Here is a 22,687-nt window from a genome sequence, read left to right as displayed (position 1 = left end):
AGCAGGGGTCTGAAGGAGTCGGAAATGATCGCACGCATCTATCAGCCTGCCCGCAACGCCATGACGTCGGGCACCGCCAAGACCCATCATTGGGTTCTGGAATATGGACCGTCCGAAGCCCGCGAGCTTGATCCTCTCATGGGGTGGACCGCGTCAGGCGATATGCAGACACAGGTCAAGATGCGTTTTGATACCAAAGAGGCCGCGCTCGACTATGCCCGCGAGAACGGCATCGAGGTACAGGTCGTCGAGCCGCACAAGCGCAAACCCAACATCCGTCCCGGCGGCTATGGTGACAATTTCGCCACCAATCGACGCGGTCCCTGGACCCACTGACCCGCGCAAAGATACGGCCCGCCACCGCGCGGGCCTTTTCATTAAAGGGTGCCTGCACAGGTCAAGAAACCCTCTGGGCAAAGCGGAAAGGTTGATCTAGGAAAGGGCCAAGCGGTCCCTTAGCTCAACTGGATAGAGCAGCTGACTTCTAATCAGCAGGTTGAGGGTTCGAGTCCTTCAGGGATCGCCAGTTTCATCAAAAGACATTTGTCTTAGGCGCTTGCGAGATGGCTTGGGCCGGCCGTCATCATGTTGGCATCGTTGGCTGCATAGGCTGTGTGGCGTAGGGCGAAGCTTTTGAGGAGGCTTGCTTTTCAGGGTTTGTTGCGATGGCGCGAGGGGGTGTTCGGGTGGCCTCAATCGGGGGTGGGCAGAAAAAATGTCGACAAGAAATTTTTTTTGAAATAGTGTTCCAAAAGTAGCTGAAGTTCCGGGCTGCAGGGAAACGCCAGATCCGGCGCGAGGACGCCTTGGCTCAATTGGACGAGTAAAATCGGAACAGGGAGGAAACATAATGAACAAACTTGCAGCATTCGCTTTGGGGATGTCGGTGGCCGTTGGGTCGATGACCGGCGCAGCTGTCGCTGAACCCATTGTCATCAAGCTGGGGCATAGCTCGGAAGGTGATGTGCGCCTGCCCGGTTCGGGGCGGACGGCATGCGTTTCGGCGATGAAAAATTATCTCGAGGTCGCCTCTGAAGGCGAGATCGAGCTTGAGGTGCACCCGGACGGAGCCCTTGGCAACGCCCGCACGATGATCGAATCGGCCCAGACCGGTGTGATCCAGATGGTGGGGGCCTATACCTCGATCATGGTGCCGTTCGCGCCCGAGATCAGTGTCACGCAGATTCCGTATGTGTTTCGCGATAGCCTGACCGCGTGGAAGGTGATGGAAGGGCCGCTTGGTGACGAGCTTGCCGACAGCTTTCTCAAGAAAACCGGTCTGCGGGTTCTGGCATGGCCGGAAGGCGCAGGCTTCCGCAACATCTATGCCGAGAAGCCCGTGCACAGCGTGGCCGATCTCGACGGCATGAAGATGCGCGTTCCGGAGAACCCCGGTCTGCTTGCCATGTTCCGCGCCTGGGGCGCCAACACGGTGACGATTACCTGGAGCGAGCTTTATACCTCGTTGCAGTCGGGCATGGCTGAAGGGCACGACACCGAGCTCTACTCGATGTATTCCAAGAAGCTCTATGAAGTGAACCCGCATGTCACCGTCACGCGGCACAGCTACAACCTGCACCCGATCCTGATCAACGAAGAGTTCTTCCAGTCGCTTTCGCCGAAGAACCAGACGCTGATCCTACAGGCAGGCGATGTGTGCAGCCGGGTCGGCAACGCGCAGTCGATGCTGAGTGGCCTGGTTGTGAAGTCGGCCATGGAGGCCGAAGGCGCGACCTTCTACTACCCGACCGATGCAGAGATCGAGGAATTCCGTTCTCTCGGTCAGCAGCCCTATATCGATACGATCGTTCGTAAGATCGGCGATGACGGCGAAGCATGGGTCGAGAAGGTCATGGCTGCGGCGAAAGCCGCCGAAATGGAGTAAGGCCACCACTCCGGGACCGAACGTAAGGTTGCTGCCGGGGGGGACGCGCTTGTTGACGGGCGCGCATCCCGGGTGGCAACCTCCCGTTCATACCCCCGCAGATCGGATATCGCGGCCGTATCGGCCGGGATGACCGGTCTCCGGGCACCTGCACACAATCCCGCGTGATCAGACCTGTTCCGAAACCTAGCTTCGGGGCGCCGGGAGCCTCCGGCATCATGTCACGACGGGTAAGGAGTATGTCGAATGAACAAGCTTCTCTCCGGATATCAGACCTTTCTCGACTGGCTTGAAAAAGCTGCCATGGCGCTGGCGATGATGCTGACCGCCTTGCTGTTTCTCAACACGGCAAATGGCATCATCGTCGATCAGGTTGTCGGGAATTCATTGGTCTGGATCGAAGAGGTCAACAACCTATTGTTTGCCTGGGCGGTCTTTGTTGGCGCGGGCGTTGTCGCGCGGCACGGGGGGCATATCGGTGTCGATATGGTCTATTCCGTGCTCGGCCCCAGGCTCCAGTTGCTCATGCGTATCGGGTATCTTGTCCTGGCGCTGATCATTGTCTGGGTCATGGTCTACTATGGGGTCAAGATGGCCTTGTTTGTCGGCAAGTATCAGACCTCGCTCTATCTCGATATCAACCTGTTCTACTACTATCTTTCGGTTCCTGTCGGCGGTGTGCTGTTGGGGCTGTTCAGTATCGGTGCGACGCTTCCCGACCCGCGTGAGCCCACCGAATCCACCTCAGATGAAATGCCTACCGCCGGAGTTGATCAATGATCGGAATCATTTTTGGAAGCTTTGTCCCGATGCTCCTCTTGGGGGTGCCGATTGCCTTCTGCCTCGTGTTGATGACGATCTTTGTCTATATCGACATCGGCGACCCGCGCCTGTTCACACAGATCCCGCAGCGCATGTTCACCAGCACGGAGAACCTGCTTCTGCTTGCGATCCCCTTCTTCATCATGGCTGGGGAGATCATGAACCGCGCGGGGATCACCAACAAGCTCATGACCTTGGCGTCGTCGCTTGTGGGCTGGATCCGGGGCGGGCTTGCGCACACCAATATCGTGGCCAGCATGTTCTTTGCCGGGATCACCGGCTCGGCCGTGTCTGATACGGTTGCGGTGGGGGGGATCATGATCCCGTCCATGAAGGAGAACGGCTATAGCGAAGAGTATAGCGCCGCGGTGACCGCCTCGAGTTCGGTGATCGGGCCGATCATTCCGCCGAGTATTCCGATGCTCCTTTATGCGTCGGTGATGAACGTCTCGATCGCGGGCCTTTTCCTTGGGGGCATGCTGCCGGGGATTCTTGTCGCGTTGGCGCTGATGGTGACGGCCTATATCATCGCTGTGCGCAAAGGCTTTGGTGAGCGGGCACCGTTCGTCGGCGTCATCCGCCTGCTGATCGCAGTGCTGCATGGTATTCCGGCGCTGATGCTGCCGGCGCTGATCATGGGCGGGATCCTTGGTGGTTTCTTCAGCCCGACCCAGGCCTCGGCGGTCGCGGTGATGTATGGGCTTGCCATCGGCTTCATCTTTTATCGTAGCCTGAAGCTTTCGGATATCGTGCCGATCTTGGCGCATACGGTGAAAGCGACGGCGATGATCATGTTCCTTCTCGCCTGTGCCAAGAGCTTTAGCTGGCTGGTGAGCTACTACAACCTCGTCGAGCACGTCACGCTTGTGTTCGTGTCCATCACCGAGAACAAGTTCGTCTTCCTGATGCTGGTCAATGTGCTGTTCCTGATCATTGGGATGTTCCTCGACATGGGGTTTGCGATCATCGTTCTGGGGCCGCTCTTGGCGCCGATCGCGTATCAATATGGGGTCGATCCGATCCACTTTGGTCTTATCACCTGTATGAACCTGACCATCGGTCTTGCGTCGCCGCCATTCGGGTTGGTGTTGTTCGCGGCCTGCGGGGTGTCGAACGTCAGTCTTGCGCGGCTCAGTTGGGCGATCCTGCCGTTTATCGCCGCCGAGATCGTGGTGCTGTTGTTGATCACATACGTGCCGTTCTTCACGATGTATTTCCCAAAGCTCTTTGGCTACGCCTGAGCCGGGAAACGACCACTGAAACGAAAACGGCCACCGCGATGCGGTGGCCGTTGGCTTTGGGGGAGAGGGGTCTTAGGCCCTTAGGCGTCGGCTGTCTCTGCCTGTTCCAAGAGCAGCGCCGAAGGCGTCCAGTGCGCTCCGATCTCAGCGTGGAAGCGACGCACGTCAGCGGCAACACGGGCCAGACCCGTTTGCTCGGCAAAGAACATCGGCCCGCCGCGCGTCTTGGGGAAGCCATAGCCGTTGACGAATATCACATCGAGATCGCTGGGCCGCTGGGCAATGCCCTCTTCGATGATCTGGTAGCCCGTGTTGACCAGTTGCCAGAGGCAGCGGTGCAGGATCTCTTCATCGGAAATTTCGCGCCGGGTGATGCCTTTCTCTTGGGACACCGCCTTGATAAGCGTCTCGACCTCTGGGTCGGGCTGGCCGCGCCGGGCCCCGTCCGGATAGAGATACCAGCCGCGCCCCGTCTTCTGTCCGAGATGCCCGGCTTCGGCCAGACGGTCGGCGGTGGTGAACGGGTAGGGGCTTTGCGGGCCGCGGGCCTGGCGGATGCGATAGCCCACGTCGAGGCCTGCAAGGTCCATCACGGCCAGTGGCCCCATGGCGAGGCCCCAATCCGACAGCACGGCGTCGATCTGCCAAGGCAGGGCGCCTTCCTCAATCAGGATCTGTGCCTCGCGGTTGAAATTGATGAACATGCGATTGCCGGCAAAGCCGTCACAAACCCCAACCAGAACCGGCACCTTGCCGAGACGCGGCCCCAAGGCCATGGCCGTGGCAATCACATCGGGTGCGGTCTTGTCGGCGCGCACCACCTCGAGCAGCTTCATGATATGTGCAGGGCTAAAGAAATGTAGGCCGATCACGTCCTCGGGGCGGGATGTGGCTGCGGCGATCTCGTTGACGTCGAGCGTCGAGGTGTTGGTGGCGAGGATCGCGCCCGGTTTGCAGATCTTGTCGAGCGCGGCAAAAACGCTGCGTTTGATATCCATCGCTTCGAACACGGCTTCGACCACAATGTCGGCCTCGCAAAGCGCGTCCATCGAGGTGCTGCCGGAGATGCGCGCGAGGCGTGCTTCGGCGTCGGCCTTGGAGAGGCGGCCCTTGCTCTGGGCTTCGTCGTAGATCGCGCGAATGCGGGCAAGGCCTTGATCGAGGCGGTCTTGTTCTTGTTCGATGACCGTTACCGAAAGTCCGGCATCGGCAAGGCATTTGGCGATGCCGGCGCCCATCGTGCCCGCACCGATCACCCCGGCGCTTGCCAGCGCGCGCTTGGGCGTTTGGGGCGGGACATCTTCGATTTTGCGGGCCTCGCGTTCGGCAAAGAAGACGTGGCGCAGGGCCTTGGCTTCTGGCGAGGTATTGAGCGCGGTGAAGGTCTCTCTTTCCCAGGCCAGCCCCGCGTCGAGCGGGGTGTCATAGGCCATTTGCACGCCTTCGAGCGCCTTGGCAGGGGCCGGGGCGCCACGGGCGCGGCGCAGATAGGGCGCAGCGACTTCGGACAGGTCCTCGGGGCTTCCCTCGACTGTGAGATCGCGGGGCAGGCGTTGTGGCGGGCCGTCGGCCAAATCCGCCTCGATCCGCGTCAGTGCTTCGGCTTCGGTGCCGTCGATGCTTTGCGCAATCCCAAGATCATGGGCGCGTTTGGCGGAAATGGGTTTGCCACTCAGGATGATGTCGAGCGCGGCGGGGCCGCCGATCAACCGGGGCAGTTTCTGAGTGCCGCCCGCGCCGGGGATATTGCCAAGGGTAATCTCCGGGAAGGCGACCTTGGCATCGGACAGGGCGGCGAGACCGTGACAGCCCAGTGCCAGTTCAAAGCCGCCGCCATAGGCGATGCCGTTGACCAGCGCGATGACCGGTTTTGTGCTCGCTTCGAGTTGGGCAATGAGGTCGGTCAGGAACGGTGCGCGGCGTCCGGAATCGAATTCGGTAATGTCGGCGCCAGCCGAGAAAAAGCGACCTTGGCCCGTCAGGACGATGGCGGCAATCGCGGGGTCGCTTTCGAAGGTGCGATGGGCCTGCGAGATGGCCACGCGCAGTGCGTGCCCAAGCGCATTGACCGGTCCGCGTGTCATGCGGATGATGCCAAGCGCGCCGTGTGTGTGTGTTGAAATCAGGTCTGTCATCAGCTTGGATCCCCTAGGTTAGAGTGCGTTGTCACTTCCGAAGATGGCGGTGGCCTGGTGCGACAGCGTGATGCCGTTGCCGTGGCAGAGCACAGTGTCGGCCTTGTCGACCTGCCGGGCCTCGGCCGCGCCGCGCAGCTGGCGAGTGGCTTCGATCAGGGTAAAGACGCCATACATGCCCGGATGGCAGAACGAGAGGCCGCCGCCATTGGTATTCACCGGCAATGCGCCACCGGGCGCGATGCGGCCGTCTTGGACAAAGGCACCGCCTTCCCCCTTGGGGCAGAACCCCAGATCTTCGAGGAAGAGGATCACATTGATGGTAAAGGCATCGTAGAGTTGCAGGATGTCGATATCGCCCTGTGAGAGCCCTGCCATGGTGAATGCGCGTTTGCCGGAGTCTTTGGCGGCGGTGCTGGTCAGGTCCGGCATTTCAGAGATCGCGCGGTTGTAAGACGCCACGCCGCCGCCGAGGAAATAGGCGGGCTTGTGTGCGAGGTCGCGGGCGCGGTCGGCGCGGGTCATGACGATGGCACCGGCCCCATCGGTCAGCAGGCAGCAATCCCGCAGGCTCAGCGGTTCCATCACCATGCGCGAGGCGAGCACCTCCTCGACGCTCAGCGGGTCTCTTTCGAAGGCGTCGGGGTTGAGGCGGGCCCAATCACGCGCGGCAACGGCGACGGCGGCGAGTTGTTCGCGGGTGGTGCCGAATTGGGCCATGTGGCGCGCTGCGGCCAGCGCGTAGGCTGTCATCGGGTAGCGCGGGCCATGCGGCACTTCATATGCGGGCTGTTCTGCCGGGGGGACCATGCGGCCCGCACCGGACCGCATTGTCGCGCCGTAGCAGATAAGTGCCACGTCGCAAAGGCCCGCTTCGAGGGCCATTGTTGCCGAGAGCGCGTGGGCGACAAAGCTCGAGCCGCCGGTATTGGTGCCGTCGATCCAGCGGGGATTGAGGCCGAGATACTCGACGGTCGAGATCGCCGGGAAGGTATGGCTCATGTTGGCACAGAAGAGGCCATCAACATCGGTCAGGGACAGGCCAGCATCATCGAGCGCAGCGCGCACGGCGAGGGCCTGAATGTCCATCGCGTTGAAGCCGGGGGCCTCGCCGAGACCTGCCGTACCGACGCCGACGATGGCGGATTTGCCGCGAAGGGGGGAAGGAGATGTCATGGCTGGCTCTCCTCGGGGAAAAAGGCAACGAGGTGGCTGCCGGTGTCGCCATCAATGCGCGCCCGCACGCGCATCCCGATGTGGATGTCTTCGGGTGAGACGCCGGGAAGGTGACTCATCATCCGCGGCCCCTCATCAAGATCGACAAGGACGACGGAGTGCGGAGGCCGTTCGGGCGCGCCGGGCTTGGCCCGAGGGCGCAGTGTTGCTTGCGAATAGATGGTGCCAAGGCCGGAGGCCGGACGCCACTCAAGGGCTAGGGAGGCGCAGGATGGGCAGAGGACGCGCGGCATGAAGATCGCTGTGTCGCAGTCCTTGCAATGTTGCAGCCAGAGCTTGCCATCCGCCACATGGGTTTGGAATTCGTGGTCCGGCCCCGAGGCCGGGGCGACCGCCGGGTCGGTATCCTGTCCGGTGTGACTCATGCTGTCCTCCCTGTTGCGCAGAGTTCGATGACTAGGGTTCTTGCGCAATATGCGTCTGCAATGCAAACAATAATTTTAAAAAGTAGATTGTGCGAGGAAGTGAATCGCGCCTGTGAAGCCGCGGCGGTTGCGCGGCTTGGCGCGTCACCGTATCAATTGAGATGATATCCAAGAGAGGGCGGTGAATGGCGGGCGAGGCATCCAACGGCAAAGCAGAGGGCGGTGCGGACCGGCAGTTCGTGGCGTCTCTGGAGAAGGGGCTTGCGATCTTGACGGCCTTTCGTCCAGAGGATCGCGCTCTGAGCAATCAGGAGCTTGCCGACCGCACCGGGATGCCGCGTCCGACCGTGGCGCGCTTTACCCACACGCTACGGAAGCTCCGCTATCTTGCCTATCATCCGCGCACATCCCGCTACAGCCTTACGGCGCGGGTTTTCGAGCTAAGCCAGGCCGGATTCGCCAGCACCGGTTTGCGCGATATCATGCGCCCCGCGATGGAGGCGCTTTCCGAGTTGGGGCCTTTTTCTGTGGCGCTGGGCATCCCTGTGGATGGTGGGGTGCGCTATCTGGAGCTGGTGCGTCGACCGGAGGCGATCGTTCTCAATCTCGAGGTTGGGGCGTTGCTGCCTTACCTGCCGACAGCGATCGGGCGGGCCTATCTGGCCGAGATGCCCGAGGCGCAGAGGCAAGAGGCGCTTGCACGGCTGGAGGCGGAGCAAGACGCGCCATCCCCGGCGTTGCGCGAGGGGGTGCTTGCCGAGGTCGAACGGTTTGCGAGCCATGGCTACACAGCCTCTTTTGGGGCGTGGTGGCCCGAGATCAACGCCGTCGCGACCACGATCCGCGTTGCTGATGATGGAGATCCTCTATTGCTTTCGCTTTCGGGTCTGTCGTCGGTGCTCACGCCTGATCGGGTTGAGGAGGAATATGCAGCAGCCTTGCTTTCGACGGCCCAGATGATCCGAATGCGGTTGCGGCGCCTCTATCCGGACTAGGGAGTTCCACTTGGTCGCGGCTCAATGTTCGCAATGCGGACACAGATTTTAAAATATTATTGACGCCCCTCCTGCTTCATGGATACCTTCGCGACGAATCTTGTGGAGGGAGAGAGCAATGGCACCGGATGCATCACGCGCGACATCTGCGGCAGCGGAAGGGGCGGGGACGCCAGAGATATTTGAACAGCTTTCGGGATTGCTGAACCCGCGTAGTGTCGCGGTGATCGGGGCGAGCGCCAATACCGAAGGATGGAGTGGTGCGGCTCTGCCGGTTCTGCGGCGGCTTGGGTTTTCCGGCGATATCTACCCCGTCAATCCGAAGTATGACGAGCTTCATGGCATCCCCTGCTACCCGTCGGTCGAAGCGATCCCCGGCGATGTCGACGCGGCGCTCATGTTCGTGCCGCAACGGGCGTTGCCGCAAATCCTTGAGGAATGCGGCCGTAAGGGTGTGCGCGGGGCGGTGATCCTTGCCTCGGGTTTCGGCGAGACAGGCGAAGAGGGCAAGGCGCTTGAGGAGCAACTTCGCGAGGTCGCCAACCGCAACCGGATCGCCATTTGCGGGCCGAACTGCCTTGGCCTTGCCAATCTCGAGAGCGGTTTCATGGGGCTGACCTCGGCAACCTTCCCGGCGGACCTTTCGCCCGGGCGGACGGCGCTGATTTCCCAAAGCGGGCAGTTGCTCATGGTGTTGCTGGCGCGGGCGCACGATCAGGGCGTGCACATGCGCTATCTGGTTTCGACAGGCAACGAGTTGAATGTGGAAGCCGCCGATTATGCGCGTTGGGCGCTTCAGGATCCCCAGATTGCGTCGGTGTGCATGGTGCTTGAAGGGTTGCGGACGCCATCGCGCTTCCTTGATCTTGCGGCGCGGGCACAAGAGGCCGACAAGCCGTTGATCGTGATGAAGCTCGGCCGGAGCCAGCGCGCGGCAAGCACAGCGCTGGCGCATACCGGAAAGTTGGCGGGGGCGTTCCGCACCTATGAGGCCGTGTTCCGGCAGGAAAATATCGTTTCAGTGGATGATCCGCTGGAACTCGCCGATGTGGCGGCTTTGTTCGAGAAATGCCACGCGCCGCGCGGTAAGCGGATTTCCGTGGTGACATTCTCGGGCGGCTGGAGCGGGGTGACCGCAGATCAGGCCGATGCGTTGGGGCTCGAGCTGGAGGACTTCAGCGACGAGACCGTGGCGCGTCTCAAACCGCTGCTGGATTTCACGCCGCCGGCAAATCCGCTCGATCTTTCGGGCAATGTGATGACCCACCCAGAGCGTTGGGGGGCAGCGCTTGAGGCCGTGCTGGACGATGAGAACACCGATATCATGGTGGTCTTCATTCACCAGGTGCGCGAGGCATGGCGAGATCGCCTGACGGGGCCACTGCTTGAGGTGGCAAAGCGCGCAGGCAAGCCTGTGATCGCGGTCTATGATGGCGGTAAGGTCGTCGAGGCGGGGTATGACGCGTTGGTCGAGGATGGTTCGGTGCCCGTGTTCCGCGGCAGTCAGCCGATGTTGCGGGCGTTGAAACGGTTCATCGACTATCACGAACGCAGAGAGAGGGGCCGCGAGGCGCCGGTGGAGCATTTGCTTGAGGCGGATGCGGGCGCGACAGTGTGCCAGAACCTTGCCGGGCATGGGCGCAGCGTTTCGGAATATGCGGCGAAGGCGGCACTGGCGGCCTATGGCATGCCGATGGTCGGCGAAGCGTTGGTGACGACCGAGGCCGATGCTTTGAAGGCGGCGGAGTCGATTGGCTATCCGGTTGTGATGAAGGGGCTTGCGGATGATTTCGAACACAAAACCGAAGCCGGTTTGGTGCATCTGGGTCTCTCGGGGCCGCAGGACGTTCAAGACGCCTTTGCGGACCTGAGCAAGAAGCTCAGTGGCCAGACCCTGAACGGAGCGCCGGCGCCGTGCCTTGTGCAGAAAATGGTCAAGGGCGGGGTCGAGGCTATCCTCGGGGTTCAGAATGATCCCGTCTTTGGGCCCATGGTTCTTCTGGGGGTGGGCGGCATCATGACCGAGTTGATGAACGACGTCGCGCTGCGCCGCGCGCCGCTCTCGCACCGCGATGTTGCAGAGATGATCGACGAAACACGTCTGGGCGATTTGCTGGCGGGATTCCGTGGCAGCCCGGCAGCCGATCGGGGCGCGTTGGAGGAGGCGGTACTGCGGTTGTCGCAGCTTGCCGTTGCCCATGCGGACGAGATCGAGAGCATTGATATCAACCCGCTGCTTGTCTTGCCGGATGGTGAAGGCTGCGTCGCGGTGGATGCGTTGATCGTCAAGACGGAGGGCGCGGAATGAGCGATCTTCTGAACAGTGCAGAGGACGCGGCTTTCCGTGCCGAGATCCGGGATTTCGTTGCCAAGACCCTGCACCCAGAAACGCGCGAGAAGGTCGCGTTGGGGGCGCCTCTGGCACGTGAGGATTTCGCGCGTTGGCAGCGCAGCCTTTACGAAAAAGGCTGGGTGGCACCGGCCTGGCCCGCAGAACACGGCGGGCCGGGGTGGTCGGCGCGCGAGCGGCTGATCGCAGATGAAGAGATGTTCCGTCTCCACACGCCGCCCTTGCCTGGCTTCGGTCTCAAGATGATCGGGCCGATCCTGATGCGGTTTGGCAGCGAGGCGCAGCGGACGCGGTTCCTGCCGCGAATCCTGTCGGGAGAGGACTGGTGGTGTCAGGGGTTTAGCGAACCCGGGGCAGGGTCGGACCTTGCCTCGTTGCGGATGCGGGCGGTGCGATGCGAGGGGGGCTGGAAGCTCTCAGGTTCCAAGACATGGACGACCTACGCGCAATACGCCAACTGGATCTTCTGCCTGGTGCGTACCGACCCGGAGGTGAAGAAGCAGGAAGGCATCTCGATGATGTTGGTCGATATGGCGTCACCGGGTGTGTCGCGTCGCCCGATCCGGCTTGCGGACGGGACCGAAGAGGTGAACGAGATATTCCTCGACGATGTGTTCGTCCCCGATGACATGGTTGTGGGCGAGGTCAACAAAGGCTGGACCTATGCCAAGGCGCTTCTCGAGCATGAACGGCTTGGGATCGGCGGCGTTGGCCGTTCGAAGCACCTTTTGCAGCGCGTGCGGATCATGGCAGAAGCCGCCGGGCGCGCCGATGACCCGGCGATTGTCGCGGCTTTGGCAGGGTTCGAGATCGACGTCATGGCGATTGAAGCATTTACGCTACGGCTCTTGGCTGCGGCAGAGGCGGGCGAGCGGATCGGGGCGGAGACATCGCTTCTCAAGGTGCGGGGCACCGAAGTTCAGCAGGGCTTGACCGAATTGATGCTCGATGTGGCGGGCCCGGCGATGTTGCCGGAACGGGAAAGCCCCTGCGCGGAAGAGCCGTTTGAGAACGTGGCCTATCAGTTCCTCAACTGGCGCAAACTATCGATTTACGGCGGCAGCAATGAAATTCAGCGAGGGATTCTCGCTGGCCAGGTGCTTGGGCTTTGAGGAGGGCAACAAGATGATCAGGTTTGATATTCCCTCGGAAGAGGCGACGCTTCTGCGGGAGACGGCAGAGCGTTTCGTGGCGGATCGCTACGGGTTGGCGCAGCGCGCAGCGATGCTGGCGGATGAGACACTGGCGCAGAAGAATTGGGCGGACATGGCCGAGCTCGGCTGGCTGGCGGCACCACTTCCAGAGGCGCTCGGAGGGCTAGGCCTTCAGCCGGTGCAGATCACCGGTTTGCTAGAGGCGCTTGGCGCCGGGTTGGTGTTGGAACCGGTGAGCGCGGTGATGCAATGCGCGGCCACGCTGGCGCGGGCTTTGCCAGAGGCGCAGGCGCAGGACACGCTTGACCCGATCCTGTCCGGCGCGCGGATTGACGTGATGGCAGAGGGCGCGCGGGGCAAGCCTATCACGGCGCGGAGCGATGACGGGACGCTAAAGCTTTCCGGGACGTCGCCGCTTGTCATGGGGGGGAATATCGCGGCGACCTTCTGGGTCGTGGCAGAGCGGGATGGGGCAGAGGTTCTCTGTCCGGTGCCTGCGACCGCGGCGCAGGTCGAGCGCTATCGTCTCCTCGATGGTCAGCCGGTGGCGCGGGTGGTGTTTGACGGCGTGACCGTGCGCGAGGCCGATACCATTGCCGACATCGGCGCGGCCCTGCGGTTCGGGGCAGATATGGGCCGTGTGGCCATTCTTGCCGAGAGCGCGGGTGTGATTGATGCGCTTTATCGTGCGACCTTGGACTATGTGAAGTTGCGAGAACAGTTTGGCCGCCCGATTGGCCGGTTTCAGGCCGTGCAGCACCGGATGGCTGATATGTTCATTGCCCGCGAAGAGGCGCGTTCGATGTTGCAATTGGCCGCTGAGGCGCAGGAAAGCAAAGATGACGCCTTCCGAGCGCGGCTGATCTCGGCGGCTCGGGTAAAGATCTCGGATAACGCGCGCAAAGTGCAGCGTGATGCGGTGCAGTTGCACGGCGGCATGGGGGTGACCGATGAATTGCCGGTGGGGCACATGGTCAAACGGCTTTTGGTCTTGGCCCAGCTTGGCGGCAATCGGCAGCAGCACTTGGAGCGATTCAACGCGGCGGCGTGACGTCACGCTTTGACAGGGGGTCTTCCTCTGGGAAGAGTGTTGCTCAGTTTGACGCGCGGTGTGCCGATTGGGCGCCCGACAGTGGAAGAGGCGAGGAGAGGGAAATGTTGGAAGGCGATCTGACCCATGTAGGGACCGTTCAGGCCTGGGAATGCGATTCCAACCAGCATTTGAACGTACAGTTCTTCCACCAGCGGTTTCGAGAGGCCGGGGCCTATTTTCGCATGCGCCATGGGCTATCTGGCACGGCGATGGTGTCTGCGCATACCCGATTTCATCGCGAACTTTATGCCGACGATGTGGCGCGTATCTTTACCCTGCCGGTGCAGGGGCCGGATGGCGCGATGTACTTGATGCATCGGCTCACGGTGGACGGTAGTGCGTTGAATTGCAGCACGTTGGATCGTCTTGAGGGGGAAGCGCCGGGGCTGAACCCTGTGCCGCTCTCCGAGTTTCCGGAGGTGGCGCCACGTGGATTGGCGCTTGGGCCGGGGGCGTCGGTTGCGGATATGGAAAAGCGGATCGAGGCGGGACAGGCGCTGGTCTCATGTATCACGCAGGTGATGCCATCCGACCTTGATCACACTGGCGCATGGCGGGCCGAGCGGTTGATTTCCAGCTTTAGCAACGGCGGACAGATCGCCTGGTCCTTGATCGGTGCGGATACGGGCTGGCTGCGGGAGCGGGGTCTTGGGCGTGTGGTGCTGGAAATGAAACTCGATTGCCTGCGGTCGCCCCAGCCCGGCGCGGTTTTGCGCCAGACCAGCCATGCGATTGAGCTTGGAAACAAGATCTACCGCTTTGGGCACCAGATCGAAGATGCGCTCACGGGGGAGTGCGTCGCCGTGGGCGAAGTCCTGTCGATCCTGCTTGATCACGACACCCGGAGGGCCGTGCCTTTGCCGGAAGAGCTCAGGATCACCGGCTGAGGAGGCGCATCTCAGAGGATGCCGCGGGCCACCTGTTCGATTTGCCGCGCACATTCAACGAGCCGCGGGCCGAGATCTTTCTCAAGCCGTTCGGTTGAGACAATCGAGCGGAGCCCGCCGACGTTGATGCCATAGAGCGGATAGCCATCGGCGCGGCGAATCACGGTGCCGGCGGAATTGGCCTCGGCGATCCAGTCACCGCCACTCAGGGCAAAGCCGTGGGTGTTGGCGTAGTCGATGGCGCGGTGCAAATCGGCCTCGACCTTGGGCCAGTCCTCGCCATAGTCCGGAGAGATCTTGGCAATCAGGGCCTCGCGCTCTTTCGCGGGGATGGTCGCCATGAAGGCGCGTCCCATGCCCGTTGTGAACAGTGGGATGCGGGAGCCGACGCCCAGCCGGATCGCCATAGAGGCGGGGGTGCGGCAGGCCTCGACATAGATCAGTTCAGAGCCGCTCAGCGTCCCGAGATAGACCGACGCATCGGCGTAATTGGCCAGTTCCTGCATATAGGGGCGCGCGATGTCACGGATTTCCATCTGTGCCATGACATCATAGCCCAGTGTCAGAACCGAAGGCCCGAGCGAATACCAGCCGGTTTCTTCGTCGTGATTGAGGTAGCCCAATTCCGTCAGGGTAAAGGTCAGACGCGAGACAGTGGCCTTGGGCAGGTTCACACGGGCAGAGATTTCCGCATTGCCGATCGGGCGGTTGTCGGGTCCGAAGGCCTTGAGCACGGCCAACCCGCGAGCCAGGCCGGAGTTGATCCTGTAATCCTTCTGGCCGCTTTCTGCTGGCGGGGAGTCTTTTCTCTTCACTTATGCCGTCCCGTGCTGGAAGTCCGCGCCGCGAGGCGTAGGGGCCCTTGGCGGACAGATTTGCAATCTAATGGAACCTCATAGCTATTGGCGCTTCGCAAAGCAAACGCCGAAAGCTCGGGCACCTATCGTGCAAGGATCGCGAAACGGGGCAAACTGGCAGGAGTTTCAGCCTCAGCGCGCCGCGATTTGGCGATAAAGTTCAATCGTTTCGCGCACGCCTTCCTGCAAGGGGCGCTCTTCGATGTCGCCAATCACTTGGCGCAGGGCAGAGGTCTCGAAACCGTCACTGGGCGATATCCGCACGGTGTCGGCGCAGGTGACCCTGGCGCCCGGCACCTCGGCGTGGATCGCAGCGAGCACCTCGTCGGTGCTGTGGGTGGTTTCCGAGATGTCCGAGAGCAGCGCGCCGTTCCACGAGGCCGAGGCGGCCTTGACGAAGACATCGGCCACGTCCCCTGCGAATTGAAAGCAGCTTCTTGTGGAGAAGGGAATTTCATACGGGCGACCAAGGGCAGCGGCCTCGATGGCGCGGGTAATGGCCGAGGTTTCGCCATCGTCACGCCCGACGCCGTAGACGACATATGGGCGCAATCCGAGGCTCGACATCTGATAGTCATCCCAATAGATGCGCGCGATTTCTTCGTCTGTCTTTTTGAACACACCGTAGAGGTTGGACGGCGCATTGGCGGGGCCGCGCGGCTTGGCGGCGATGGAACTGGTGTAGATCACCCTTTCGACCCCGGCCTTGCGCGCGGCTTCGAACATGTTGATGTGGCCCCCAATATTCACCGAGACCGCCAGCCCCGGCATTTCTCGACACTGGGGAATCTGCAGGGCGGCCAAATGGATGATGCCGGTGGGCCGTGTTTCGGCGATCAGGCTTTCGATTTGGGCCGCATCGGTGACATCGCAGTGTCGGAAATCGATGAGTGCCGGGTTCTGGTCAGGGCTCAGATCAGGGCGCAGGGCGGTCAGACGCGCGTAGTTGTCGCTGACATCGGTGGCGACGACCTCGACCCCGTGTTCGACCATCCGAGCAATGATCCATGAGCCGAGGAACCCCGTGGCGCCGGTGATGAAAACCCGTTCCTTCGCTGTCATTGATTGTCCCTTCTTGACGTGTTGCAGACCTCGATCGGGTCGCGATTTGGCGGCGCGGGTTACACTTTGCGAACCTCTGATCGCGGATTTATCCAAGGTTTCTATTCCCTTGGCCGTGGTGGGTCGCTTGCATCGCCGTGCTGATAAATAAATTTAAAACACAATTTCAAAAATAATTGCAAGCCAATTTCGAAACCGTTAGCTTGGCCGTCGAACAGAAGCGTCGGCACGATGAATATGGCAGGCCGACGGCAACGGGAGAGGACCGGACAGATGCCAAAGACGAATGAAATGGTGGTGCGCACGTTGATAGAAAGCGGCGTAGAGCGGGCATTTACCCTGCCTGGGCTTGGGGTGACCTGGTCCTTGCCGGCCTTCTATGATGCAAAGGACGACTTTGATGTTGTGCTATGCCGCAATGAATGGATCGCTTCGATTATGGCGCAGGCCGCTGGTCGGATCGAAGGGAAGCCATCGGTTCTCATGGGGCAGGGGCCTTGGATTACCACGATGGGCGGTCTCGGTATTCTCGAGGCGCATTTTGCCGGGTCGCCGATGGTGGTTCTGACCGAAACCTCGGACTATGACGGCTATGGGCAGATGGGGTGCTACCAGACGATGACCGGCGACTATGGCGGCGCCAACGCGCTGGCGTCGCTCAAGCCGATCACCAAATACGCGACCTATGCGACAAGCCCGGAAGAAGCGGTCTTTGGCACGCAGATGGCGATCAAGCATGCGTCGTTGCCGCGGATGGGTCCGGCAGCGGTTGTCATGAAGACACCGATCATCCGACAGGAGTTTCCTGAGGATGCCAAGCCGGTGATCTATCCGAGTGCAGGCTATCTCTCCTATACGCCCTCGCGGCCAGATCCGGCGGCGGTGGCGCAGTTGGCCACGCTTTTGGACAAGGCCGAGCGGCCCGTGATCGTGGCCGGGAACGGCATCGTGACCGCCGAGGCAGGCGGGGCGCTTCAAGCCTTGGCCGAGAAGGCCGGTATCATGGTCGTCACGAGCTACAACGCCAAGGGCGTCATCCCCGAGACCTCGCCGGTCTGCGCCGGGATGATGGGCACCTGGGGCCACCGCACGGCCAACCGGATGGTGGCGCAGGCGGATCTTGTTGTGATGTTGGGGGCCTCGATGGGACCGGACTACACCCGGTTCCGCGATCCCGGAATGATCCGGCCCGGCGATCAGACCTTGGTGCAGGTCGATATCGACCCGCGCAATGCGGGCTGGGTCTATCCTGTCGATCAGGCGATCACAGGGGACGTGGCAGATGTGCTCGCGATGCTCTCTGAGATTGGCCTGTCGGAAGAACGGGCCAAGGCGCGGATCGAAGCGGGCTTGGATATCAAAACCCGCAACGGCTATTTCGATATGCCGGACCTGCCAGCAGCACAGGGCACGGTGCACCACACCGACGTGGTGCGCGGATTGCAGGAGTTCCTTGGGCCGGATGATATCCTTGCGCTGGACGCCGGCGCACAGCGTATCTGGGCGACCTTTGGCCTGCGTATGCCCCATGCCGGACAGTTGCTTGTACCGGGCGGGACCGGTGTCATGGGCTGGGGCGGACCCGCGGCGGCGGCGGCCAAGATCGTGCGCCCACAGAAGCGCGTCACCTGCCTTGCGGGCGACGGCGGCTTTATGATGACCGTGCAGGTGTTGCCAACCGCCGTGCAGCAGAACCTCGACGTGGTGTTCGTCGTCTCGAACAACGCGGGCCTGGGGATGGTGCGGGACAATCTCGGCGACAAGCAGATTGCGGTTGATTTCAACGATGCCGATTTCGCCAAGATCGCCGAGGGCATGGGCGCGAAGGGTATCAGCGTCTATCACCGTGACGAACTTCGTGACGCCATTGAAGAGGCGCACCGGATGGGCGGTCCTGTGGTTGTCGATGTCAAGGTCGACCCGGAAGCGAGCCACCATGAGGCGGTAGACAATGCGCCGCTTTGAGGGACGCAGGGCGCTTATCACCGCCGCAGGAAGCGGGCTGGGGCTGGGCATGGCCCTGCGCCTGGCCGAGGAAGGCGCGGCGGTGACCGTGTGGGACCGGGACGCGAAGGCCTTGGCAGCGGCTGAGGCGCAAGCGACGGCGGCCGATCTTGATCTGCGTGCGGTCTGCCTCGACATGACGTCCGCGCAAGACATCGAGGCCGCTGTGGCAGAGATGGGTGAGGCCGGGCCGATCGACGTTCTGGTCAACAACATCGGTGGATCCCTGCATACGCCTTTCCGCTTTCTCGAGCAGAGCGAAGAGGATTGGGATCTGGTGATGGACGTGAATGTCACGGCCTGTGTGCGCACGACCCGCGCCGTCCTGCCGTATATGGTCAAGGCGGGCTATGGCCGGGTGATCAACATGGGATCAAAGGCCGGGCGGTTCGGGAGCCTGTTTGCAGGTGCGAACTATGCGGCCTCGAAAGGGGCAATGCAGGCCTTTACGCTTCAGATCGCACAGGAGTTCGGCCCGCTGGGGATCACCTGTAACACGCTTTGCCCGGGGGCGGTTCTGACGGCGCGGGTGGAGCGGCTCTTGGCGGAACGGCAAACCGAAGCGGAGCGGCAGAAGGTTCTGAACTCGATCCCTGTCCGCCGGCATGGCACCGTCGAGGATATCGCCGCAGCGGTCGCCTATTTCGCCTCCGAGGAGGCTGGTTTCGTCAATGGCGCCTCGCTTGATATCAATGGCGGTCAGGCGATGGTGATCTAGGAGAGAGCCCGGGGCCGATCTATTGGGATCAGGCCTTTGTGAAAAGAAAAACGCGACGCCGTTTTCTGCGGCGTCGCGTTTCTTGCTTGGGGCGGGTGTTAGGCCGCGGGAGGCTCCCAAGCTTCAGGCGCACGCGGGTGAATGTCAGTGACAACATCGAGAAGCACTGGTTTGCGCGCGGCAATGGCACGGGCAAGCGCCGGTGCGAGATCGGCTGGATCTTCGATGCGGATGCCCTCGACCCCGAAATCGCGCGCGACGGCTGCGAAGTCGGTGGGGCCGAAGCGGTTGATCTCTTCGGGGCTTCCGCCTTCGCGCCCTTCATAGAACGAGGCCACCTTCGGCGTGCCCTGCCCGAAACCCGAGTTGTTGTTGATCACGGTCACCACAGGCAGGTTCCAGCGTCGTTGGGTCTCGAGCTCGGACAGGTGGTAGTAGAAGGCACCGTCGCCAGAAAAACAGACCACGGGGCGATCCGGGGCGCCGCATTGCGCACCCAAGGCTGCCGGGAAGGCCCAGCCGAGCGATCCCGCCGCGCGCAGATAGCTCTGCCCTTTGAGCGGCAGTTCGAGCATCGTGGCGGTCCAGATGCCAGAATAGCCCGTGTCGGCGACCAAGATCCCATCTTCCGGCAATGCCTGCGAAATCTCGTGGCAAAGGCGTTCAACAGTGATCGGGGCGGCATCGGCAGTGGCGAGGGCGGCAAGCTCTGCGCGCCAATCTGCAACGACTGCAGCGGCATGTTTGGCCCAATCGGACCACCCGGCGGCCTGTTCGCTGGCCGCGGTAAGATCGGCGATGGCCTGACGTGGGCACCCCCAGACCGCAGTTGTATCCGGGTAGTTGCGCCCGATCTCCTGTCCGTCGAGATCAATCTGGATGATCGGCGTGCCGGGTGCAGGCACCTTGTAGTTGTTGGTCGGCTGGTCGCCAGCGTGGCAGCCGACATAGATCACCAGATCGGCCTCGTATACCAGACGGTTGCCCGGCGGTGCAGAGTAGGTGCCGACGGTCCCGATATGCAAGGGATGAGTGGTTGGCACGATGGTGCGTCCGCCCAACGAGGTCGCGATCGGAATGTTCAGCTTCTCGACCATCTCTGTGATCTCGTCATGGGCGTCGACCTGGATCGCGCCCGCCCCAACGACAAGCACAGGGCGCTTCGCCTTGGCAAGACGCTCGGCGGCGGCCTTGATCATCGCCGGAGAAGCAAGGGGGCGATGTTCTGGTAGACGACCAAGTGCAGCATCGGGGAGCGTCGGGTTCGGAACCTCTCCCTTCTCAATGATTTCGCCGCCAAGCCCGTTGAGATCGAGGTGCACCGGACGGGGCGAGCCATCCGTCGCCTCGCGGAAAGCTTGGGCCAGAAGGTGCGGCAGTTCACGCGCTTCGGCCACGTCCATCGAGTCTTTGGTTGTCGAGGAAAACAGCGGCGTATGCGGCACCTCTTGATAGGCGTTCCGGTGGCGCAGCATCGGTTCTTTGCGGCCCGTCATCGCGACCAGCGGTGCACGGTGGAGATAGGCGTCCTGTAGTCCCGCCGCCAAGTTGGCCGCCCCGACCGATTGCGCCATGCAGACGCCGACGCGATTGCTGACACGGGCGTAGCCGTCGGCCATGTAGGCGGCCGATTTTTCGGAGTGGGCGAGGATGCGTGTGATCCCGTGCTCTTCCATACGCACCAAGGTGGGGCGCAGGATCGCGTCCATGAAGAAGACGTGGCTTACGCCAAGCTGCTTAAGTGAGTCGGCGATGTACTGTGCGCCGTCAGAGGACTCGCATGGTGTGGTATTCATGAGGAATTTTCCCGTTGCAGGTTAAGGTTAGAGTCAGATTCCGAACAAATTTGAAATAAAGTTTCATTTATGGCTTGAGATTTCAAGCTTTGGCGCATAATTTTTGAAATTAAGTTTCAAAAATAGTCTTGGGTGGACCGCGAGCTTTGGAAGCAGAGCTAGGGCGGTCTGAGGAGAGCCCCGGATTCAAGCGGAGGAGACCAGGCAGTGGCGATCGAACGCGTTGCAGTCCTTGGAGCGGGCACCATGGGGCACGCCTTGGCCTTGGTGCATGCATTGGGCGGATGCCATGTCACGCTTTATGACCACGCTCCCGAGATCTTGGCGCGTGCGCCTAGCCTAATCCAGACCGCCCTTGCCACCTTGCAAGAAGCCGGGACCGAGAGCGCCGTATCGGCAAAAGCCGCCGTGGAACGGATCGCCTATGCCGACACATTGGCAGCGGCCGTCGAGGCGGCGGACCTCGTGGTTGAGGCCGTGATAGAAGACCCAGAGATCAAGCGCGCGGTTTTTGCGCAGGTCGATGCCCATGCGCCTGCGGCGGCGATCCTTGCGTCGAATACCTCGTATCTCGATGTCTTTCCGCTCATCCCCAATGCCCGGCAATCAAGGGCGGCCGTCGCGCATTGGTATACGCCTCCCTATATCGTCGATCTTGTGGACCTGGCACCCGGCCCTGATACCGATCACCAAGTGATCACCGAGCTGCGCGCCCTCTACGAAGGGTTCGGCAAAGTGCCCGTCGTGTTCGATACGCTGGTTCCCGGCTATGTCGCAAATCGTCTTCAGGCGGCGTTGAACCTCGAATGTCTGCGGATGATCGAGGACGGCTGGGCCACGCCTGAGACGATTGACCTCTCGATCCAGCACGGGCTTGTGCATCGGTTGGCGGTCTTAGGGCACATGCGAAAGATGGATTTCACCGGGCTTGAGATGGTGCGCAATGGCATTGCCGGTCGCAGCTATCAACCGCCCGAGAACACAGGCGAAACCCCGGTGCTTGATCGCCTGATCGCGGCTGGGCGGTCCGGGGTCCGCGCAGGTGCCGGGTTCTTCGACTACGGCGATGCGCCGGTTGAGACGTTGTTTCATGCACGCGACCTAAAGCTCTTGCGGTTGAAGGCGCTATTTGCGGATTTGAAGGAGGAAGACAGGTGATCAAGGCAGACCTCAAGGGAAAATGTGCGCTGGTGACGGGCGGCGCGTCGGGCATCGGACTTGCGACCGTGACCATGCTGGCCGAGATGGGCGCCCGCGTGGCGATCAACCATCTGGAGTCCGATCCGGCGGGCCCGGCTAAGGTCGCCGAATTGACTTCGCAGGGGCTTGATGTGATTTCGGCACCGGGCAACGTATCCGTCCCGGGAAATGCCGAGGCCATGGTCGAGGCCGCGATCGCACACATGGGGGGGCTGGACTTCCTCATCAACAACGCTGGCACAGCAGGCACCGCCGACAAGATCCCGCCCTCGGAGCTGGATAAGATGACCGAGGAGTTCTGGCAGCTTCTGCTCAATACCAACCTGATCGGTGCGTTTCGGTGTGCACATGCCGCCGCTGGCGCCTTGAAAGAGCGTCGCGGGGCCGTCGTAAACATCACCTCCATCGCCGGGATCGGGGAGCAAGGCAGCTCGATTGCCTATGCCGCCAGCAAATCTGGCTTGGTGAGCCTGACCCGCGGCCTTGCTCGCGGGTTGGCGCCCGACGTGCGCGTCAACGCAGTTGCTCCCGGGCAGACAAGCACGCCATGGACGGAAGATTGGCCCGAAGAACGCAAGCAATGGGCGCGGGATCAATCCGTGCTGAAACGCCGCTCGACACCGGACGATATCGCCGAAGCCGCGCTCTATCTCTGCGCGGGTGCCAGCATGGTGACCGGCCATGTGTTGGTGGTGGATGGCGGTATGACGCTCTGATGCGCTGCAATGGCGGCCCAGAAACAATCGATATCTAGTGATAAAGGACACCTCTGAGATGAAGATGACGACCGAAGAAGCTTTTGTGAAGACGTTGCAGATGCATGGAATTGAGCATGCGTTTGGGATTATCGGGTCGGCGTTCATGCCGATTTCGGATTTGTTTCCGCG

Annotated in this window: 19 protein-coding genes and 1 tRNA gene; 14 read left to right on the top strand and 6 right to left on the bottom strand. The window is 61.8% G+C overall.

Going from position 1 to position 22,687, the window contains the following annotated elements; genetic code table 11:
• The first annotated feature begins 24 nt into the window (after nt 1–24).
• The 5 genes from MK745_RS06595 to MK745_RS06575 all read left to right on the top strand — a co-directional run bounded on the left by MK745_RS06595 (nt 25) and on the right by MK745_RS06575 (nt 3,948).
• Entirely contained in the window at nt 25–336 is a 312-nt protein-coding gene (locus MK745_RS06595; protein WP_243612490.1) for an ETC complex I subunit, read from the top strand.
• A 113-nt stretch (nt 337–449) separates the two neighbouring features.
• Nucleotides 450–526, top strand: a tRNA-Arg gene (locus tag MK745_RS06590).
• 324 nt (nt 527–850) lie between these two features.
• Nucleotides 851–1,885, top strand: a complete 1,035-nt coding sequence (locus MK745_RS06585; protein ID WP_243612489.1) for a TRAP transporter substrate-binding protein — start codon at nt 851–853, stop codon at nt 1,883–1,885.
• A gap of 246 nt (nt 1,886–2,131) precedes the next feature.
• Nucleotides 2,132–2,665 carry a TRAP transporter small permease gene (locus tag MK745_RS06580; protein WP_243612488.1) on the top strand — a complete coding sequence of 178 codons (534 nt, stop codon included), beginning with the start codon at nt 2,132–2,134 and terminating at the stop codon, nt 2,663–2,665.
• Nucleotides 2,662–3,948 (top strand): TRAP transporter large permease, encoded by a 1,287-nt coding sequence (locus MK745_RS06575; protein WP_243612487.1) that lies wholly within the window; start codon nt 2,662–2,664, stop codon nt 3,946–3,948. Before MK745_RS06580 ends, MK745_RS06575 begins: the two co-directional genes overlap by 4 nt.
• Before the next feature lie 80 nt (nt 3,949–4,028).
• Here the strand turns inward: MK745_RS06575 and MK745_RS06570 are convergent, their stop codons facing one another.
• From MK745_RS06570 to MK745_RS06560, 3 genes are read right to left on the bottom strand one after another with little or no spacing between them, the layout of a single operon-like run.
• Nucleotides 4,029–6,083, bottom strand: a complete 2,055-nt coding sequence (locus tag MK745_RS06570; RefSeq protein WP_243612486.1) for a 3-hydroxyacyl-CoA dehydrogenase NAD-binding domain-containing protein — start codon at nt 6,081–6,083, stop codon at nt 4,029–4,031.
• An 18-nt stretch (nt 6,084–6,101) separates the two neighbouring features.
• Nucleotides 6,102–7,259 (bottom strand): acetyl-CoA acetyltransferase, encoded by a 1,158-nt coding sequence (locus tag MK745_RS06565; RefSeq protein ID WP_243612485.1) that lies wholly within the window; start codon nt 7,257–7,259, stop codon nt 6,102–6,104.
• Nucleotides 7,256–7,684, bottom strand: a complete 429-nt coding sequence (locus tag MK745_RS06560; protein ID WP_243612484.1) for a Zn-ribbon domain-containing OB-fold protein — start codon at nt 7,682–7,684, stop codon at nt 7,256–7,258. The genes MK745_RS06565 and MK745_RS06560 overlap by 4 nt, the downstream gene beginning before the upstream one ends.
• A gap of 185 nt (nt 7,685–7,869) precedes the next feature.
• On the opposite strand from MK745_RS06560, the gene MK745_RS06555 reads away from it, so the two are divergent.
• The 5 genes from MK745_RS06555 to MK745_RS06535 all read left to right on the top strand — a co-directional run bounded on the left by MK745_RS06555 (nt 7,870) and on the right by MK745_RS06535 (nt 14,163).
• A complete protein-coding gene (locus MK745_RS06555; protein ID WP_243612483.1) occupies nt 7,870–8,679 on the top strand; it encodes an IclR family transcriptional regulator in 810 nt (269 codons plus the stop codon).
• A 118-nt stretch (nt 8,680–8,797) separates the two neighbouring features.
• Nucleotides 8,798–10,987 carry an acetate--CoA ligase family protein gene (locus MK745_RS06550; RefSeq protein ID WP_243612482.1) on the top strand — a complete coding sequence of 730 codons (2,190 nt, stop codon included), beginning with the start codon at nt 8,798–8,800 and terminating at the stop codon, nt 10,985–10,987.
• Nucleotides 10,984–12,141 (top strand): acyl-CoA dehydrogenase family protein, encoded by a 1,158-nt coding sequence (locus MK745_RS06545; protein WP_243612481.1) that lies wholly within the window; start codon nt 10,984–10,986, stop codon nt 12,139–12,141. Before MK745_RS06550 ends, MK745_RS06545 begins: the two co-directional genes overlap by 4 nt.
• A 13-nt stretch (nt 12,142–12,154) precedes the next feature.
• On the top strand, nt 12,155–13,234 hold the full coding sequence (locus tag MK745_RS06540; RefSeq protein ID WP_243612480.1) for an acyl-CoA dehydrogenase family protein: 1,080 nt from the start codon (nt 12,155–12,157) through the stop codon (nt 13,232–13,234).
• 104 nt (nt 13,235–13,338) lie between these two features.
• Nucleotides 13,339–14,163 (top strand): thioesterase family protein, encoded by an 825-nt coding sequence (locus MK745_RS06535; protein ID WP_243612479.1) that lies wholly within the window; start codon nt 13,339–13,341, stop codon nt 14,161–14,163.
• An 11-nt stretch (nt 14,164–14,174) separates the two neighbouring features.
• Here MK745_RS06535 and MK745_RS06530 read toward each other — a convergent pair whose 3' ends face one another.
• Both MK745_RS06530 and MK745_RS06525 read right to left on the bottom strand, forming a co-directional pair.
• Nucleotides 14,175–14,978 (bottom strand): IclR family transcriptional regulator, encoded by an 804-nt coding sequence (locus MK745_RS06530; RefSeq protein ID WP_243612478.1) that lies wholly within the window; start codon nt 14,976–14,978, stop codon nt 14,175–14,177.
• Nucleotides 14,979–15,152: 174 nt separating this feature from the next.
• A complete protein-coding gene (locus tag MK745_RS06525; protein WP_243612477.1) occupies nt 15,153–16,082 on the bottom strand; it encodes an NAD-dependent epimerase/dehydratase family protein in 930 nt (309 codons plus the stop codon).
• A 273-nt stretch (nt 16,083–16,355) separates the two neighbouring features.
• Between MK745_RS06525 and MK745_RS06520 the strand changes: the two genes are divergently transcribed.
• The gene (locus MK745_RS06520; RefSeq protein WP_243612476.1) at nt 16,356–18,047 is read left to right on the top strand and encodes a thiamine pyrophosphate-binding protein; all 1,692 of its coding nucleotides are present in this window, start codon (nt 16,356–16,358) and stop codon (nt 18,045–18,047) included.
• The gene (locus tag MK745_RS06515) at nt 18,034–18,804 is read left to right on the top strand and encodes an SDR family NAD(P)-dependent oxidoreductase (RefSeq protein ID WP_243612475.1); all 771 of its coding nucleotides are present in this window, start codon (nt 18,034–18,036) and stop codon (nt 18,802–18,804) included. The genes MK745_RS06520 and MK745_RS06515 overlap by 14 nt, the downstream gene beginning before the upstream one ends.
• 98 nt (nt 18,805–18,902) lie before the next feature.
• On the opposite strand, the gene MK745_RS06510 is transcribed toward MK745_RS06515, so the two are convergent.
• A complete protein-coding gene (locus MK745_RS06510; RefSeq protein WP_243612474.1) occupies nt 18,903–20,600 on the bottom strand; it encodes a thiamine pyrophosphate-binding protein in 1,698 nt (565 codons plus the stop codon).
• Nucleotides 20,601–20,807: 207 nt separating this feature from the next.
• Between MK745_RS06510 and MK745_RS06505 the strand changes: the two genes are divergently transcribed.
• Together MK745_RS06505 and MK745_RS06500 are read left to right on the top strand one after the other, a co-directional pair.
• Entirely contained in the window at nt 20,808–21,758 is a 951-nt protein-coding gene (locus MK745_RS06505; protein ID WP_243612473.1) for a 3-hydroxyacyl-CoA dehydrogenase family protein, read from the top strand.
• Entirely contained in the window at nt 21,755–22,516 is a 762-nt protein-coding gene (locus MK745_RS06500; protein WP_243612472.1) for an SDR family NAD(P)-dependent oxidoreductase, read from the top strand. Before MK745_RS06505 ends, MK745_RS06500 begins: the two co-directional genes overlap by 4 nt.
• Nucleotides 22,517–22,687: the final 171 nt, after the last annotated feature.

Source organism: Shimia aestuarii (genome assembly GCF_022814865.1).
GTDB classification, from domain to species: domain Bacteria; phylum Pseudomonadota; class Alphaproteobacteria; order Rhodobacterales; family Rhodobacteraceae; genus Shimia; species Shimia aestuarii_A.
The sequence above is the reverse complement of the archived record's forward strand: the minus strand, read 5'-3'. Positions and strand labels throughout refer to the sequence as shown.